Annotated in this window: 10 protein-coding genes, 2 rRNA genes and 1 pseudogene (1 of these 13 cut by a window edge); 10 read left to right on the top strand and 3 right to left on the bottom strand. The window is 70.0% G+C overall.

What is annotated here, in order from left to right; genetic code table 11:
* The 4 genes from Aiant_RS10030 to Aiant_RS10015 all read left to right on the top strand — a co-directional run.
* Positions 1–2,156, top strand: a 23S ribosomal RNA gene (locus Aiant_RS10030); it begins 922 nt to the left of the window's first position.
* 105 nt (positions 2,157–2,261) lie between these two features.
* A 5S ribosomal RNA gene (rrf, locus tag Aiant_RS10025) occupies positions 2,262–2,378 on the top strand.
* Between the two features lie 137 nt (positions 2,379–2,515).
* A complete protein-coding gene (locus Aiant_RS46995; RefSeq protein WP_245006649.1) occupies positions 2,516–5,482 on the top strand; it encodes a tetratricopeptide repeat protein in 2,967 nt (988 codons plus the stop codon).
* 2 nt (positions 5,483–5,484) lie between these two features.
* Positions 5,485–6,483, top strand: coding sequence for an HAD-IIA family hydrolase (locus Aiant_RS10015; protein ID WP_189336582.1), 999 nt, complete (start codon positions 5,485–5,487; stop codon positions 6,481–6,483).
* A gap of 281 nt (positions 6,484–6,764) precedes the next feature.
* On the opposite strand, the gene Aiant_RS10010 is transcribed toward Aiant_RS10015, so the two are convergent.
* On the bottom strand, positions 6,765–7,178 hold the full coding sequence (locus tag Aiant_RS10010; RefSeq protein ID WP_189336583.1) for a hypothetical protein: 414 nt from the start codon (positions 7,176–7,178) through the stop codon (positions 6,765–6,767).
* A gap of 13 nt (positions 7,179–7,191) precedes the next feature.
* Positions 7,192–7,404: a hypothetical protein gene (locus Aiant_RS10005; protein WP_189336584.1), complete on the bottom strand. Its 213-nt coding sequence runs from the start codon at positions 7,402–7,404 to the stop codon at positions 7,192–7,194.
* A 148-nt stretch (positions 7,405–7,552) separates the two neighbouring features.
* On the opposite strand from Aiant_RS10005, the gene Aiant_RS10000 reads away from it, so the two are divergent.
* Positions 7,553–8,833 (top strand): methyl-accepting chemotaxis protein, encoded by a 1,281-nt coding sequence (locus Aiant_RS10000; RefSeq protein WP_189336585.1) that lies wholly within the window; start codon positions 7,553–7,555, stop codon positions 8,831–8,833.
* Positions 8,834–9,060: 227 nt separating this feature from the next.
* Here Aiant_RS10000 and Aiant_RS09995 read toward each other — a convergent pair whose 3' ends face one another.
* Entirely contained in the window at positions 9,061–9,396 is a 336-nt protein-coding gene (locus Aiant_RS09995; RefSeq protein ID WP_189336586.1) for an SCP2 sterol-binding domain-containing protein, read from the bottom strand.
* A 95-nt stretch (positions 9,397–9,491) separates the two neighbouring features.
* On the opposite strand from Aiant_RS09995, the gene Aiant_RS46990 reads away from it, so the two are divergent.
* The 5 genes and pseudogenes from Aiant_RS46990 to recN all read left to right on the top strand — a co-directional run bounded on the left by Aiant_RS46990 (position 9,492) and on the right by recN (position 15,468).
* Positions 9,492–11,129, top strand: a complete 1,638-nt coding sequence (locus Aiant_RS46990) for a hypothetical protein (RefSeq protein WP_189336587.1) — start codon at positions 9,492–9,494, stop codon at positions 11,127–11,129.
* Between the two features lie 223 nt (positions 11,130–11,352).
* Positions 11,353–11,532 carry a hypothetical protein gene (locus Aiant_RS09985; protein ID WP_229831448.1) on the top strand — a complete coding sequence of 60 codons (180 nt, stop codon included), beginning with the start codon at positions 11,353–11,355 and terminating at the stop codon, positions 11,530–11,532.
* Positions 11,533–11,556: 24 nt separating this feature from the next.
* Positions 11,557–12,354, top strand: a pseudogene (locus Aiant_RS09980) (TlyA family RNA methyltransferase); the annotation flags it as partial.
* Positions 12,355–12,659: 305 nt separating this feature from the next.
* Positions 12,660–13,547 carry an NAD kinase gene (locus tag Aiant_RS09975; protein WP_189336589.1) on the top strand — a complete coding sequence of 296 codons (888 nt, stop codon included), beginning with the start codon at positions 12,660–12,662 and terminating at the stop codon, positions 13,545–13,547.
* 163 nt (positions 13,548–13,710) lie between these two features.
* Positions 13,711–15,468, top strand: a complete 1,758-nt coding sequence (gene recN / locus Aiant_RS09970) for a DNA repair protein RecN (protein ID WP_189336590.1) — start codon at positions 13,711–13,713, stop codon at positions 15,466–15,468.
* Positions 15,469–15,541: the final 73 nt, after the last annotated feature.

Here is a 15,541-nt window from a genome sequence, read left to right as displayed (position 1 = left end):
GTCGTGTGTTTCTTGCCGGAGGTAGAGCACTGGATGGTCTAGGGGGCCCACAAGCTTACTGAAATCAGCCAAACTCCGAATGCCGGTAAGTGAGAGCGCGGCAGTGAGACTGCGGGGGATAAGCTTCGTAGTCGAGAGGGAAACAGCCCAGATCGCCAGCTAAGGCCCCTAAGCGTGTGCTAAGTGGAAAAGGATGTGGGATCGCATGGACAACCAGGAGGTTGGCTTAGAAGCAGCCACCCTTTAAAGAGTGCGTAATAGCTCACTGGTCAAGTGGTTCCGCGCCGACAATGTAGCGGGGCTCAAGCACACCGCCGAAGCTGTGGCATTCACACTTTGTGTGTGGATGGGTAGGGGAGCGTCGTGCAGCGGGTGAAGCGGCGGAGTGATCCAGTCGTGGACGCTGTACGAGTGAGAATGCAGGCATGAGTAGCGAATGAAGGGTGAGAACCCCTTCCGCCGGATGACCAAGGGTTCCAGGGCCAGGCTAATCCGCCCTGGGTGAGTCGGGGCCTAAGGCGAGGCCGAGAGGCGTAGTCGATGGATAACGGGTTGATATTCCCGTACCCGCAAAGAAACGCCCAAGACGAACCTTCAGGTGCTAACTGCTTGAAGTGCCGGCGACCTTCGGGTCAAGGGCATGGAGACCAGGACCCTCTGGGGTAGTAGTTTAGTGATGGGGTGACGCAGGAAGGTAGATGATCCCGGCCGGTGGTTGTGCCGGGGTAAGCGTGTAGGCCGTGTCATAGGCAAATCCGTGACACATATAGGTTGAGACGTGATGCCGAGCCGTTCTGGTGAAGTCATTGATCCTATGCTGCCGAGAAAAGCCTCTAGCGATGTTTCGAGCGGCCCGTACCCTAAACCGACACAGGTGGTCAGGTAGAGAATACCGAGGCGACGGGTGAACTGTGGTTAAGGAACTCGGCAAATTGCCCCCGTAACTTAGGGAGAAGGGGGGCCGGACGCGTGAAGCCCCTTTGCGGGTGGAGCGTGGTATGGCCGCAGAGAGCAGGGGGAAGCGACTGTTTACTAAAAACACAGGTCCATGCCAAGTCGTAAGACGATGTATATGGACTGACGCCTGCCCGGTGCTGGAACGTTAAGGGGACCTGTTAGCCCGCAAGGGCGAAGCGGAGAACTTAAGCGCCAGTAAACGGCGGTGGTAACTATAACCATCCTAAGGTAGCGAAATTCCTTGTCGGGTAAGTTCCGACCTGCACGAATGGCGTAACGACTTCCCCACTGTCTCAACCACAGGCCCGGCGAAATTGCAGTACGAGTAAAGATGCTCGTTACGCGCGGCAGGACGGAAAGACCCCGGGACCTTTACTATAGCTTGACATTGGTATCTGAATTCGATTGTGTAGGATAGGTGGGAGACTGTGAAGCTCGGACGCCAGTTCGGGTGGAGTCGTTGTTGAAATACCACTCTGTTGGGTTTGGGTATCTAACTTGCGGCCCTGATCGGGTCGAGGGACAGTGTCTGGTGGGTAGTTTAACTGGGGCGGTTGCCTCCTAAAGGGTAACGGAGGCGCCCAAAGGTTCCCTCAGCCTGGTTGGCAATCAGGTGTTGAGTGTAAGTGCACAAGGGAGCTTGACTGTGAGACTGACGGGTCGAGCAGGGACGAAAGTCGGGACTAGTGATCCGGCACTTGCGTGTGGAAGCGGTGTCGCTCAACGGATAAAAGGTACCCCGGGGATAACAGGCTGATCTTCCCCAAGAGTCCATATCGACGGGATGGTTTGGCACCTCGATGTCGGCTCGTCGCATCCTGGGGCTGTAGCAGGTCCCAAGGGTTGGGCTGTTCGCCCATTAAAGCGGTACGCGAGCTGGGTTTAGAACGTCGTGAGACAGTTCGGTCCCTATCCGCCGTGCGCGTTGGATACTTGAGAAGGGCTGTCCCTAGTACGAGAGGACCGGGACGGACGAACCTCTGGTGTGCCAGTTGTTCTGCCAAGGGCACGGCTGGTTGGCTACGTTCGGAAGGGATAACCGCTGAAAGCATCTAAGCGGGAAGCTCGCTTCGAGATGAGGTATCCCACCACCTTTGAGTGGGTAAGGCCCCCAAGAGACTATTGGGTTGATAGGCCGGAGATGTAAGCACGGTAACGTGTTGAGTTGACCGGTACTAATAGGCCGAGGGCTTAACCACCCTAAACATTTTACTTGCGTCCACTGTGTGATTCACAGCAAACGAACAACCACCCCGGTTGGTGACCAACACCCCGGGTTGCTGGTTGGTTCTGCTGATGGCTGTTTCGGTGGTCATAGCGGAGGGGAAACGCCCGGTTACATTCCGAACCCGGTAGCTAAGCCCTCCAGCGCCGATGGTACTGCACTCGGGAGGGTGTGGGAGAGTAGGACGCCGCCGGACTTAACGTAACGGTCGAGGGCCGCCCCACCTGGGGTCGGCCCTCGACTGCGTTTATGACTTCGTTCCCTAGTAACTTTGTGTTTGATGCCAGGCCGCCCGCACCGAGGGCCCGCCGCCGTACTTGGAAGGACTGATCCGTGACTACAGGACCGCAGGACGGCGGCTCCAGCAACCGTGACGAGGCCCGGGAGGGCCGCGGTCGCGATGGCGGCGACGCTCGCCGCGGCGACGGAGGCGGATACCAGGGCGGTGGCCGGTCGGGTGACCGAGGCGGCTTCCGTGGCGGCGACCGCGACCGGGGTGGTGACCGCGGCGGCTTCCGCGGCGGTGACCGTGACCGTGGTGGCTATCAGGGTGGCGGCGACCGCGGCGGTTTCCGTGGCGGCGACCGTGACCGTGGCGGCTACCAGGGTGGCGGCGACCGTGGCGGGTTCCGCGGTGGTGACCGTGACCGTGGCGGCTACCAGGGTGGTCAGGGTGGTGGCGACCGCGGCGGTTTCCGTGGTGGCGACCGTGACCGTGGCGGCTACCAGGGCGGTGGCGACCGCGGCGGCTTCCGTGGCGGTGACCGTGACCGTGGTGGTTACCAGGGCGGTGGCGACCGCGGCGGGTTCCGTGGTGGCGACCGTGCGGTGAGCGGCGGCGAGCGCCGGCCCTTCAACCGTGACGACCGTGGCGGCAGCACCGGCGGCGGTTACCGCGGTGACCGGCCCCAGGGTGACCGGCCGCAGGGCGGCGGGTTCCGTGGCGGCGACCGTGACCGTGGTGGTTACCAGGGTGGCGGCGACCGTGGCGGGTTCCGTGGTGGCGACCGTGACCGTGGTGGTTACCAGGGTGGCGGCGACCGTGGCGGGTTCCGTGGCGGTGACCGTGACCGTGGTGGTTACCAGGGTGGCGGCGACCGTGGCGGGTTCCGTGGCGGTGACCGTGACCGTGGCGGTTTCCAGGGTGGTGGCGAGCGTCGCCCCTTCAACCGTGACGACCGTGGCGGCAGCACCGGCGGCGGTTACCGCGGTGACCGGCCCCAGGGTGACCGGCCGCAGGGCGGCGGGTTCCGTGGCGGCGACCGTGACCGTGGTGGTTACCAGGGTGGTGGCGAGCGCCGCCCCTTCAACCGTGACGACCGTGGCGGCTACCAGGGTGGCGGCGACCGTGGTGGGTTCCGTGGTGGCGATCGTGACCGTGGCGGTTACCAGGGTGGTGGCGAGCGCCGGCCCTTCAACCGTGACGACCGTGGCGGCAGCACCGGCGGCGGTTACCGCGGTGACCGGCCCCAGGGCGACCGGCCCCAGGGCGACCGGCCCCAGGGCGGCGGGTTCCGCGGCGGCGACCGCGACCGTGGCGGCTACCAGGGTGGCGGCGACCGTGGTGGGTTCCGTGGTGGCGACCGTGACCGCGGTGGCTACCAGGGCGGCCAGGGTGGCGGCTTCCGGGGCGGCGATCGCGACCGGGGCGGCGACCGCGGTGGCTTCCAGGGCGGTGACCGTGGGGGCTTCCGGGGCGACCGGGAGCGCGGCGGTGCCCGTGAGGGCTTCCAGGGCGGTTCCGGCGGCTTCCGCGGTGACCGCGAGGGCTTCCGTGGTGGTGACCGTGACCGTGGTGGTTACCAGGGTGGCGGCGACCGTGGTGGGTTCCGTGGCGGTGACCGTGACCGTGGTGGTTACCAGGGTGGCGGCGACCGTGGTGGGTTCCGTGGCGGTGACCGTGACCGTGGTGGTTACCAGGGTGGCGGCGACCGTGGTGGGTTCCGTGGCGGTGACCGTGACCGTGGTGGTTACCAGGGTGGCGGCGACCGTGGTGGGTTCCGTGGTGGCGACCGTGACCGTGGTGGCGACCGGGGCGGATTCCGGGGTGACCGGGACCGTGGGGGCTACCAGGGTGACCGCGCGGAGAACGCCGAGCTCGAGGGCGGCCAGGCCGCGTTCCAGGCTCCGGAGATCCCCGAGGACATCAACGCGGCCGACCTGGACCAGGAGGTCCGCTCGGAGCTGGTGAGCCTGGCTCGCGAGATCGCCGAGAAGGTCGCCCGGCACCTGGTGGCGGCCGGCACCGTCATCGACGAGGACTCCGAGCTGGCCCTTCAGCACGCGATCGCGGCGCGGCGGCTGGCCTCCCGGATCGCGGTGGTGCGCGAGGCGGTCGGCCTGGCGGCGTACGCGGCCGGCGACTGGACCACGGCGATCGCCGAGCTGCGTACCTACCACCGGATGACCGGCAAGCAGACCCACCTGGCCGAGCTGGCCGACTGCGAGCGGGCTCTGGGCCGGCCGGAGCGGGCCATCGACCTCTACCGCGGCGCCGACATGGCGAACCTGGAGAAGTCCGGCGCCATCGAGCTGCTGATCGTGGCGGCCGGTGCCCGCGGTGACCTCGGCCAGCACGACGCGGCCGTGGCGATGCTCCAGGTCAAGGAGCTGACCGGGGAGGAGACCGCCGACTGGGCGGCCCGCCTGCGCTACGCCTACGCGGACGCCCTGCTGGCTGCCGGCCGCCGCGACGAGGCCCGCGAGTGGTTCGCTCGGACCGCCGCGGTCGACGAGGACCAGGTCACCGATGCAGCCGAGCGAATCCTCGAGCTCGACGGCGTGACCATCGAGGGCGACGACGAGGACGACGAGGACCTCGACGCCGAGGCCGGCTCCGACCGGGACGCCGACGCGCGTGCCGACCGCGACGACGAGGACTTCGACGACGAAGACGACGAGGACTTCGACGGCGAGGCGCGGGCTGGCCGCGACGACGACGAGGACGACGAGGACTTCGACGCCGACGGGCGGGCCGACCGCGACGACGACGACGAGGACTTCGACGACGAGGACGACGAGGACCGGGCCGGCGAGGTGCGTGCCGGCGGTGGCGACCGCGACGAGGACGACTTCGACGACGAAGACGATGAGGACTTCGACGACGAGGACGACGTGGAGGCCCGGGTGGCCGACACCGACGTCAACACCGACGCCCTGAAGACCGACAAGGACGAGGCCGGCAAGGACGAGGCCGCGGCGACCGAGGCCGGGGCGAAGTCCGCGGGTTCGAAGGCGGACAGCGAGAAGGACGAGCAGGCCGGCGATGAGTTCACCGGCCGCGCGGACGACCGGGCGTAAGCATGAGTGACCACCTCGCCGGCGCCTACGACCTGGCCATCTTCGATCTGGACGGCGTTGTCTTCCTGATCGACAAGCCGATCCCGGGCGCCGCCGAGGCGGTCGAGCGGTTGCGCGCGGACGGGACGGCTATCGCGTTCGCGACGAACAACGCGTCCCGCCGCGCCGCCGACGTAGCCGCTCTGCTCACCGGCATGGGCGTCAGCGCTGCCCCGGCCGAGGTACTCACCTCGGCCGGCGCGGCCGCCGCCCTGATCGCCGAGCACGTCCCCGCCGGTTCCCCGGTGCTGGTGGTGGGCGCGGAGGCACTGCGTGCCGAGATCCGGGACGCCGGCCTCACCCCCGTCGCATCGGCCGAGGACAAGCCGGTAGCCGTGGTCCAGGGCTACGGACCCGAAGTCGGCTGGAAGAACCTCTCCGAGGCAGCGCTCGCGATCCGTGCCGGCGCCACCTGGTACGCGACCAACACCGACCGCACCCTGCCCAGCCCGCGCGGCCCGCTACCGGGCAACGGCTCCCTGGTCGCGGTGATCCGCACCGCCCTGGACCGTGACCCGGACGTGGTGGTCGGCAAGCCTCAGCCGGCCCTGTTCACCACCGCGGCTACCGTGGCCGGGGCCGACCGCCCGCTGGTCATCGGCGATCGCCTGGACACGGACATCCAGGGCGCTGTAACCGCCGGATCGGACAGCCTGCTGGTCCTCACCGGCGTCAGTGGCCCCGCCGACCTGCTGTCGGCTCCCGCCGACCGCCGCCCAAGCTTCGTCGCGGCCGACCTCTCCGGGCTGTTCCGCCCCGCCGACCAAGCTGAAGTCCCAGCCGCCGAGGTCAACGGCTGGCACCTAGCCCGTCAGGCCGACCGGGCAACCCTGTCCGGCTCCGGCGACCCGGTCGACGCCTTGCGCCTGCTCTGCGGCGCTACGTGGGACGGCGTCCCGGCCACCAACCTCACCGCTGGCTCCGAAGCCGCCACCGACCTACTGCGCAGCTGGGGCCTCTGACCCACATTTCTCCGAGCGTTCAGCGATGAGGGCCGGCCGAGTTCGTCTCGGCCGGCCCTCATCGTCGTATCAGGACGCAGGTAACCCACCTGATGGCCCGGGGAATGCCAGCTGTCGCAGGCGACCAACCCGATCGATCCGGAAACCGGGCTCATGCTCAGACTCGGCGCGTGACCGCATTTGATCGCCTGGCGGAGGCCTCGAACGGGGTCAGCGGACGGTCGACGAGGTCAGGAGGAGGGCTAGGACCGGATGGCGACGCGTGGCGTGGCTTGAAGGTTTCAATACCAGTCGAGCGGTGACCAAAAGCGGGCACGACGGTGATGGCTGCCGGTGCGGCGTAGACCGCGAGCGGGAGTGGGCGTCGCCCGCATGTCAGCGGCGGCGCGGTTCGGAACGCGCATGTCGGTGGCAGTCTGACCCGGCACCGGCCGTGTGTTGGCGGCGGCGCGGTTCGGAACGCGCATGTCGGTGACAGTCTGATCCGGCACCGGCCGTGTGTTGGCGGCGGCGCGGTTCGGAACGCGCATGCCGGTGACAGTCTGGCCCGGCACCGGCCGCGTGTTGGCGGCGCACCGGCCCGGACCGCCTGCATATCGGTAGCGGCGATCGTCGTCATCCTCACCGTCCGCCGGCAGCCCGGCCGCGCTAAGCGGCACATCCGCCAGCGGCGTGCCGACGGTGGCGTGGGGCAAGTCCGCCCGTGTGTCAGTGGTGGTATTGCTCCGGGCGGGGGCGGTGCTTGCGGCGCGGAAGCGGAGGTGCTTCGGGGTCGATGTGGAAGATGCCGTCGACCATGGCGACCATGGGCGAGCTCATGTAGTCAAAATCGGGCACGGCAACTTTTTCAGCACGCTGGTGCACGTTCTCCGCGTTGCACGTGCCGTCGATGCAGGGAACGTCGGGGCGGACGTGATTCATGATCGCCTCCCAGTTGCCCGGGGCGGCCGTCGTCCGGCGGTCGCTCGCTTCTCCTCCATCGTCGCACCGCGAATTGACCGTCGACCAGCAAAATGCCGTTTGGCGCGATTAGGTTCAAGCGCCGGGGGAAACGGACGATCGGAGGAGTGTGAGTTCTCTTACGTTGCCTCGTGGCGCCCGGCTCTCCGAAGCTTCATGGCGGGCCCGGCACCGGATCATCAGCCGGCTGCTCTGGTTCCACGTTCCCGTCTTTCTGGTGCTGGGCATGCTCGGGCCCCGGCCGCGCTGGGAGGTCGTGCTGCTCACCGCGGCGGTGGCCGGGTGGGCGGCGCTGATTTCGGTGCTGCCGAGCCCGAAGGCGAAGGCGTCGCACACCAGCGTGGGGCTGATCGCCTGCACGTTCGTGGCGATCGAGCTGTCCGGCGGCGCGATGACCGCGCACATCCACCTGTACGCGATCTTGATCTATGTCGCGTTGTACCAGATGTGGGCGCCGCTGATCTCGGCCGTGCTGGTCGTGGTGGTGCACCACGGCGCGCTCGGCCTGATCGCCCCGGAGCGGGTGTTCGGCATGCACCACATGGCGGTCGCCGGGGCGCTCGAGCAGGTCGCCGTGCACGCCGGGCTGGCGGTGCTGGAGGTGGTCGGCATCGTGATCTTCTGGCACTTCGCGGAGCAGGCGGAACGGGAGAACGAGCAGCTCGCGAAGGAGGCCGAGCAGGCCCGGCAGGAGATCGAACGGGCCGAACAGGAGGCCCGCGAACGATCCGCCGAGGACCTGCGGCTCCGGTCCGAGGAGGCGGCCGCGCAGGCGCGGCAGATCACCGCGGACGTGTCGACGATCAGCGCCGAGGCGCACGCGGCGATCTCCGCGGTCGCCTCGGTGGACCGGGAGTTGGCGGCGCTGACCGCGTCGGTGCGGGACATCGCGGAGCGGTCGGCGGCGGCCGCGACCACGGCCGCCGGTGGCAAGGACGCCGCGGCGTCGGCCGGGGAGAAGGTACGGGCGCTGGAGCGCTCGGTCGGTGAGATCGCCGACGTGAACGCGATCATCGCGTCGCTGGCCGACCAGACGAACCTGCTCGCGCTCAACGCCACCATCGAGGCGGCCCGGGCCGGCGAGATCGGCAAGGGGTTCGCGGTGGTGGCCGGCGAGGTGAAAGACCTCGCTCGGGAGACCGCGACGTCGGTGGAACGGGTGAATTCGGTGATCAACGCGATCGTCGCGGAGACCGACGACGTGGCGCAGACGTTCGCCAAGACGACCGGGGCGGTGGACGGGATCCACGAGTTGCAGCTGAACATCGCGTCGTCGGTGGAGGAGCAGGCGGCGGTGCTGGCCGAGGTGACCAAGCAGCTGTCGACGGCCACGGCGTCGGCCGACCAGGTGCTTACGGGTCTCCAGGCGCTGGCCGCCAAGGCGGGCTGATCGCTGTCAGCGGTCGTTTCTTCAGCGATCTCGTCCGCGTTCGCTCTCAGCGAGGCCTACGCAGTGACCAACGGGGCGCCGGGATTTTCTGCGGATCGCATCCCGGAGATGCCTAGTGCGCGGCGTCCGCAGGATCAGCCGAATGTCGGTTTCAATGACCAGGTGAGGGCTCGGCCCGCGGGCGGGCTTGAACGATTGCGAGGTCCGAGGCGTACCACGGGGCGTGATCAGAGGAGTTTGCGGAGCTTGAGCAGGTCGAACGGGTTCGCCTTGATGGAGATCTGGCGGGACGCGATGGCGCGGGTGATGTCCAGCCTGCCGTTGATCAGCTCGATCAGGTCGTCGCTGGTGGTGATGAGGGCGATCTTCGCCTTCGGATCGTCGCCGTCGGCGATGTCGGTGAGCAGGCCGCCGGTGATCCGCCCGTGGAAGGCGGTCTCCAGGTCGGTGAGCCGGCACGCCAGCGTGCGGTCGAGGTCCAGATGGCCTCGTGCCTCCGCGTTCGCCGCGAGTTTTGCGGCCAGGTCGTGCAGGGCTGTACGGCACTCGTCCACGGTGGCCATCGGCGTCCCCCCTCGCGACACCAGCACCGTACCTCAGGAAGTTGTCGGGGGCTGCCGGTAGCGTGGCACCCGACGCGGCGAGAGGAGGAGAGATCATGCCGGATGCATGGCGGGCTTATCTTGACCTGGCGCTCGGACTGACCGAGACGCCCCGGAAAAAGGCGCAAAAGGTCGCCGGTGAGTTGCTCAGCCGGGGCGGTGCGACGGCGGCGCAGGTGCAGGGGCTGGTCGAGGACCTGCTCTCGGCGGGCATCGCCAACCGTGAGGCGCTGACCAACATCGTTCGTTATGAGGTGGACCGCGCGCTGGGGCGGGTCGGTCTGGCCACCGCGGACGAGGTCTCCGAGCTGACTACGCGGGTGCACGATCTGGAGAAAAGGCTTCGAGAGGCGCAGGCGCGGGCCGATGCGGCCGAGGGCGGGAGTCCCGGGGTGGGGACTTCCGCGTCGCCGGTTGCGGCGCCCCGGGCTGCCGGGCCGGTGCCTCCCGGCCCGGCCAGGAAAGCGGTGGCCAAAAAGGCCATCGCCAAGAAAGCAGTGAAGAAGGCCACGCCTAACGCGATGCCGTCGGCGGGGACCGCGCCGACTACGCCGCCCGGCAATGCGCCCACGCCCGGCGCGCCGGCTGCCAAGAAGGCGCCGGCAGCGAAGAAGGCGGCTCGGAAATCCACATCGGCCGGTCCGGTGGCCGGGGTGAACGGGACGGTTCCCGCTGAGCTCGCCGCGGGTGCGGTCGCGGCTGCGGCGGCGGAGGAACTGCCGGGTACGGCGACCGGCTCTGCCGCGGATGAGCGGTCGAGCACGCCGACCGGTTCGGCGGCGCCGAAGGCGACTCGTGGACCGGCCAAGAAGGCTGCGACGAAAGCAGCGAGCGGACCGGCCAAGGCAGCGAGCGGGCCGGCCAAGGCAGCGAGCGGGCCGGCCGAGACCAGCCGACCGGCCAAGACAGCCAGCGGACGGGCGAAGGCCAGCGAAGCGGCCGAGGCAGCCGGCCGACGGGCGAAGGCCATCGGGCCGGCCGAGACGGCTGGCGGGTCGGCTAAGGCCAGCGGACTGGCTGAAGCAGCGGGCGGGTCGGCTAAGGCCAACCGGCAGACCAAGGCCGCGAGCGGACCGGCCAAGGCCGGTGGACCGGCCAAGGCTGTGGGGCGGCAGGCTAAGAAGGTCGCCAGTGCGTCGGGTGACAGTGCGGTTGTGCCGCCGATCGCCCAGACGCCGGCGAGTGAGGCTCCGGCGAAGAAAGCCGCGGTCAAGCGGGCACCTCGGAAGGCAGCAGCTCAGTCTGCTGTTCCCAGCGCTACGGGCGATGCAGGCTCGGCGGTCGGGACTCCGGCCGGGACTGCGGCGTCGCCGGTCAGTGCGGTGAAGGAGGCTGCGGCCGCGACCGAGCTGCCACCGACGCCATCGGCTGCCGCGGAGATCCCGGCTACACCATCGGCTCATGCGCCGGACGCGACGGCGACGACTGACACAGCGGCTGCCACGCCGGACGTGACGGTGACGAGTGATTCGGTGGCTGCCGCGCCGGACGCGACGGTGGCGACCGGTGTGGCGGATGACTTGGCGACGTCGGTGGAGGTGGAGTCGCCGGCTGTGGTCAAGGCTGCGCCGAGCAAGCGGGCGCCGGCCAAGCGGGCGGCCAAGAAGACGGCGCAGGTGCCGAGTCAGGCGCGGCCCAAGAAGTCGCAGCCGGTGGCGGAGAGCACCGGTCCGACCGAGAACCCGGAGGCGTGATCCCGTGACGTTCCCGAACCCCGCGCAGGGTGGCCCGCGGCCGGGTCCGATGCCCGGTGGGTCGCCTGGTTCTACGCCAGGTGGGTTCCGGCCCGGGCCGCCGGCCGGCGGTTTCAGGCCGGGGCCGGCCTCGGGCGGGATGCGTCCCGGGCCACCGCCGGGTGGGGCTCGACCTGGACCGCCGCCGGGCGGGGTGCGTCCTGGGCCGCCGCCGGGTGAGCCGGTGGGTTCGCAATACCGCACCGATGAGGACGGGATGGTGGTGGAGACCGGTCACGCGGCGGTGGACGCGGTGCTAAGTTCGCTCGCCAACGCCGCGCGGCTGGCGCCGGCCGAGCAGATCGCCGAGTACGAGGCCGCGCACCAGGTGCTCCAGGAAACCCTGGCCAGCATCGATCGCTGACCGACGTACCGAAAAAGGATTGTGATGGCCCGCCGTGCGCGTCTCGATGCCGAGCTTGTCCGTCGCAAGCTCGCTCGTTCCCGGGAACAGGCCGCCCAACTCGTGGCGGCCGGCCGGGTCCAGGTCCGGGGGACTGTGGCCCACAAGGTGGCGGCCATGGTCGACCCGGCCGATCCGGTGCTGGTCACCGGGGAGGATCCGCAGACCGAGTATGTGTCGCGGGGTGGTCACAAGCTGGCCGGGGCGCTGGCCGCGTTCGGTCGCCGGGGGCTGACCGTCGAGGGGCGGCGATGTCTGGACGCGGGGGCGTCGACCGGTGGGTTCACCGACGTGCTGCTGCGTGCCGGGGCGAGCCGGGTGGTCGCCGTCGACGTCGGGTATGGGCAGTTGGCGTGGCCGATCCGCACCGATGAGCGGGTCGACGTGCACGAGCGGACCAATGTGCGGACGCTCACCCCGGAGCTCATCGGGGGTGTGGTCGACCTGGTCGTGGCCGACCTGTCGTTCATCTCGTTGCGGCTGGTGCTGCCCGCGCTGGCGGCCTGCACCGGGCCGGAGGGCGACCTGGCGCTGATGGTGAAGCCGCAGTTCGAGGTGGGCAAGGAGCGGGTCGGCGCGGGCGGGGTGGTGCGTGACTGGCGGTTGCGTGCCGAGGCGGTGCTGGACGTCGCGGCCGCCGCGGGCGAACTCGGACTGGGCGTGGTCGATGTGACCGCCAGTCCGCTGCCCGGGCCCAGTGGGAACGTCGAGTTCTTCGTCTGGTTCCGGCGGGGCGCGCCGGCTGCGGACCGGGAGCGGGTCGAGGCGGTGGTCGAGGCCGGTCCGTCCGGCGAGCTGCCGACCGCTGGACTCCCCGAGGAGCCGGAGCCAGCTGGATTCGCAGGGTCCGAGCCGGTGGTAGGGGAGCCTGCTGGGCTTGCGGGGGCTGAGCCGGCGGTGGGGGAGCCTGCTGGGCTTGCGGGGCCCGAGCCGGTGGTAGGGGAGCCTGCTGGATTTGCCGGGCCCGAGCCGGTGGTGGGGGAGCCTGCCGGGCTTGGGGTGGGGGAGTCCGCCGGTGGGCGGGATCAGGAACGACCGGCGCCCGCAGCGGCGCGGGAGAAACAGCCTGCGGCCAACCTGGAGGACAAATGACTCGCTCGGCTTTGCTGGTGACGCACACCGGGCGCCGGCAGAGTACGCAGCATGCCCGGACGGTCGCGCTGGACCTGGTCGCCGCGGGGTTCGAGGTTCGGGTGATCGCCGACGAGGTGGCCGACCTGGACCTGCCCGCCGAGGTGCAGTCGGTGGACGGGCTGGAGTCCGCCGAGGGCGCGGAGATCGTGCTGGCGCTCGGCGGTGACGGCACCTTCCTGCGCGCCGCCGAGCTGGCCCGGCCGGTGAAGGCGCCGTTGCTCGGGATCAACCTGGGCAAGGTCGGCTTCCTGGCGGAGGCCGAGATCGAGCACATCGACCAGGCGGTCGCCGACATCATCGCGGGTGACTACGCCGTGGACGAGCGGCTCACCCTGGACGTCCGGGCGGAGTACGACGGCCGCCTGATCGCCGAGTCCTGGGCGCTCAACGAGGTGACCGTGGAGAAGGGGCAGCGGGCGCAGATGCTCGAGCTGCTCGTCGACGTGGACGGCCGGCCGCTCTCCCGGTACGGCTGCGACGGTGTGGTGTGCGCCACACCAACGGGCTCCACGGCGTATGCGTTCTCGGCGGGCGGGCCGGTGGTCTGGCCGGAGGTGGAGGCGCTGCTGCTGGTGCCGATCAGCGCGCACGCGCTGTTCAGCAAGCCGCTCGTGACGGCGCCGACGTCCACGTTCGTGCTGACGGTGGATCCGTATACGTCGTTCGCGGTGCTCTGCTGTGACGGACGCCGCACCTGGGATCTGCCGCCGGGGTCGACGGTGACCGTTGAGCGGGGGCAACTGCCGGTTCGGCTGGTCCGGCTGGCTCCGCGGCCGTTCACCGACACCCTGGTGGCGAAATTCGAGCTTCCCGTGGTCGGCTGGCGCGGCAACCGGCGCTGACCGGCATCGGCCGCCGGGTCGGCGGGTGCCTCCCCGGCGGTCATCAGTGCTGGCCGCCGGGCCGGCGGGCGCGGGGGCCGGCCCCCGCGCGTAACGGCGATTGATGCTGATCAGAAACACCCGCGCTGGGCATTTGTCAGAGGGTCCCACTACCCTCTGCCCTGTGCTGGAGGAACTGCGCATCACCGGGCTGGGCGTCATCGACGACACGACGCTGCGGTTGTCGGGGGGTATGAACGTGATCACCGGGGAGACCGGTGCCGGGAAGACGATGGTCGTGACCGGTCTCGGACTTCTCTTCGGTGGGCGGGCCGACGCCGGCCGGGTTCGCGCCGATCCGGGCCGTGCCGTGGTCGAGGGCCGGCTGCGGCTCCAGGGCACTCTCGGCGACGCGGTTCGCACCCGGATCACCGACGCCGGTGGCGAGATCGACGACGACGGCTCGCTGCTGCTGAGCCGCACGGTGACCGCCGAGGGCCGCTCCCGGGCGCACGTCGGCGGCCGCAGCATGCCGGTCTCCACCCTCAGCGAGCTGGGCGAGCAGGTCCTGGCCGTGCACGGCCAGTCCGACCAGCTGCGCCTGCTGCGCCCGAGCGAGCAGCGGTCCGCGCTGGACCGGTTCGCCGGGCCCGGGCACGAGAAGCTGCTGGACAGCTACCGCGAGGCGTTCACCCGCTGGCGCAAGGTGGTCGACGACCTGGCCGACCGCCGGCGCAACGCGCGCCAGCGCTCGCAGGAGGCCGATCTGCTCAAGCTAGGACTCGACGAGATCACCCGGGTCGACCCGCAGCCCAATGAGGACGAGGACCTGCGCGCCGAGGTGCAGCGGCTGGAGCACGCCGAGGGACTGCGGGTGGCCGCGGCCATCGCGGCGCAGGCGCTGGCCGGTGGCGTGGAGGCGAGCGACGAGGCACCGGACGCGACCACCCTGCTCGGCACCGCCCGGCGCACGCTGGAGGGGCAGGCCGGCGTCGACGCCAAGCTGGGTGACCTGGCGCTGCGGATCGAGGAGGCGGCCACCCTGGTCGGGGACGTCTCCTCAGAGCTCTCGGCGTACCTGAGCGAGCTGGACGCGGATCCGGCCCGGCTCGAGGCGATCTACGAGCGGCGGGCCGCGCTGCGCGCCCTCACCCGGAAATACGCCGACGACATCGACGGCGTGATCGCCTGGGCGGAGAACGCGAAGTCCCGCCTCGGCGAGCTGGACAGCTCCGACGAGCTGCTGGAGGAGCTGGACCGGGAGCGGCAGCGGCTGGCCGCCACGGTCGGCGAGCTGGCCGGGCGGCTGACGGCGGCCCGGCGCGAGGCCGCGACCCGGTTCTCCGAGGCGGTCAGCGTCGAGCTGGCCGGGCTGGCGATGCCCCACGCCCGGGTCGAGGTGGCGGTGCTCACCCACGCTCCGTCCAAGGACGAGCCGGCGGTGAGCGTCGACGGCGTCGAGCTGGGCGCCGGGCCGGACGGCGCCGACGAGGTGGAGCTGCGGCTGCTGGCCCACCCGGGCGCCCCGTCGCTGCCCCTGCAGAAAGGCGCGTCGGGCGGTGAGCTGTCCCGGGTGATGCTCGCCATCGAGGTGGTCTTCGCCGGGGCGGGCGGCCCGCCGACGCTGGTCTTCGACGAGGTGGACTCCGGCGTCGGTGGCACGGCGGCGGTGGAGATCGGGCGGCGGCTGGCCCGGCTCGCGCGGACCCACCAGGTGCTGGTGGTCACGCATCTGCCGCAGGTCGCGGCGTTCGCCGATCGGCACCTGGTGGTGGCGAAAGACACCGGCGGCGCGATCACCACGAGCGGGGTGCGGATCGTGGAGGAGACCGAGCGGGCGCGGGAGCTGTCCCGGATGCTGGCCGGGCTGCCGGATTCGGACTTGGGTATCGCCCACGCGGAGGAACTGCTGGCGGTGGCGGGCCGGGAGAAGCGCGGATGAAAGAAAGCCTGCCGCGAGGCGCGCGGTTCAGGGAAGGCGCACGGCTCAACGGAAGAATGGCGTACGAAAAGTC

It is taken from the genome of Actinoplanes ianthinogenes (assembly GCF_018324205.1).
Taxonomy (GTDB): Bacteria; Actinomycetota; Actinomycetes; order Mycobacteriales; family Micromonosporaceae; genus Actinoplanes; species Actinoplanes ianthinogenes.
The sequence above is the reverse complement of the archived record's forward strand: the minus strand, read 5'-3'. Positions and strand labels throughout refer to the sequence as shown.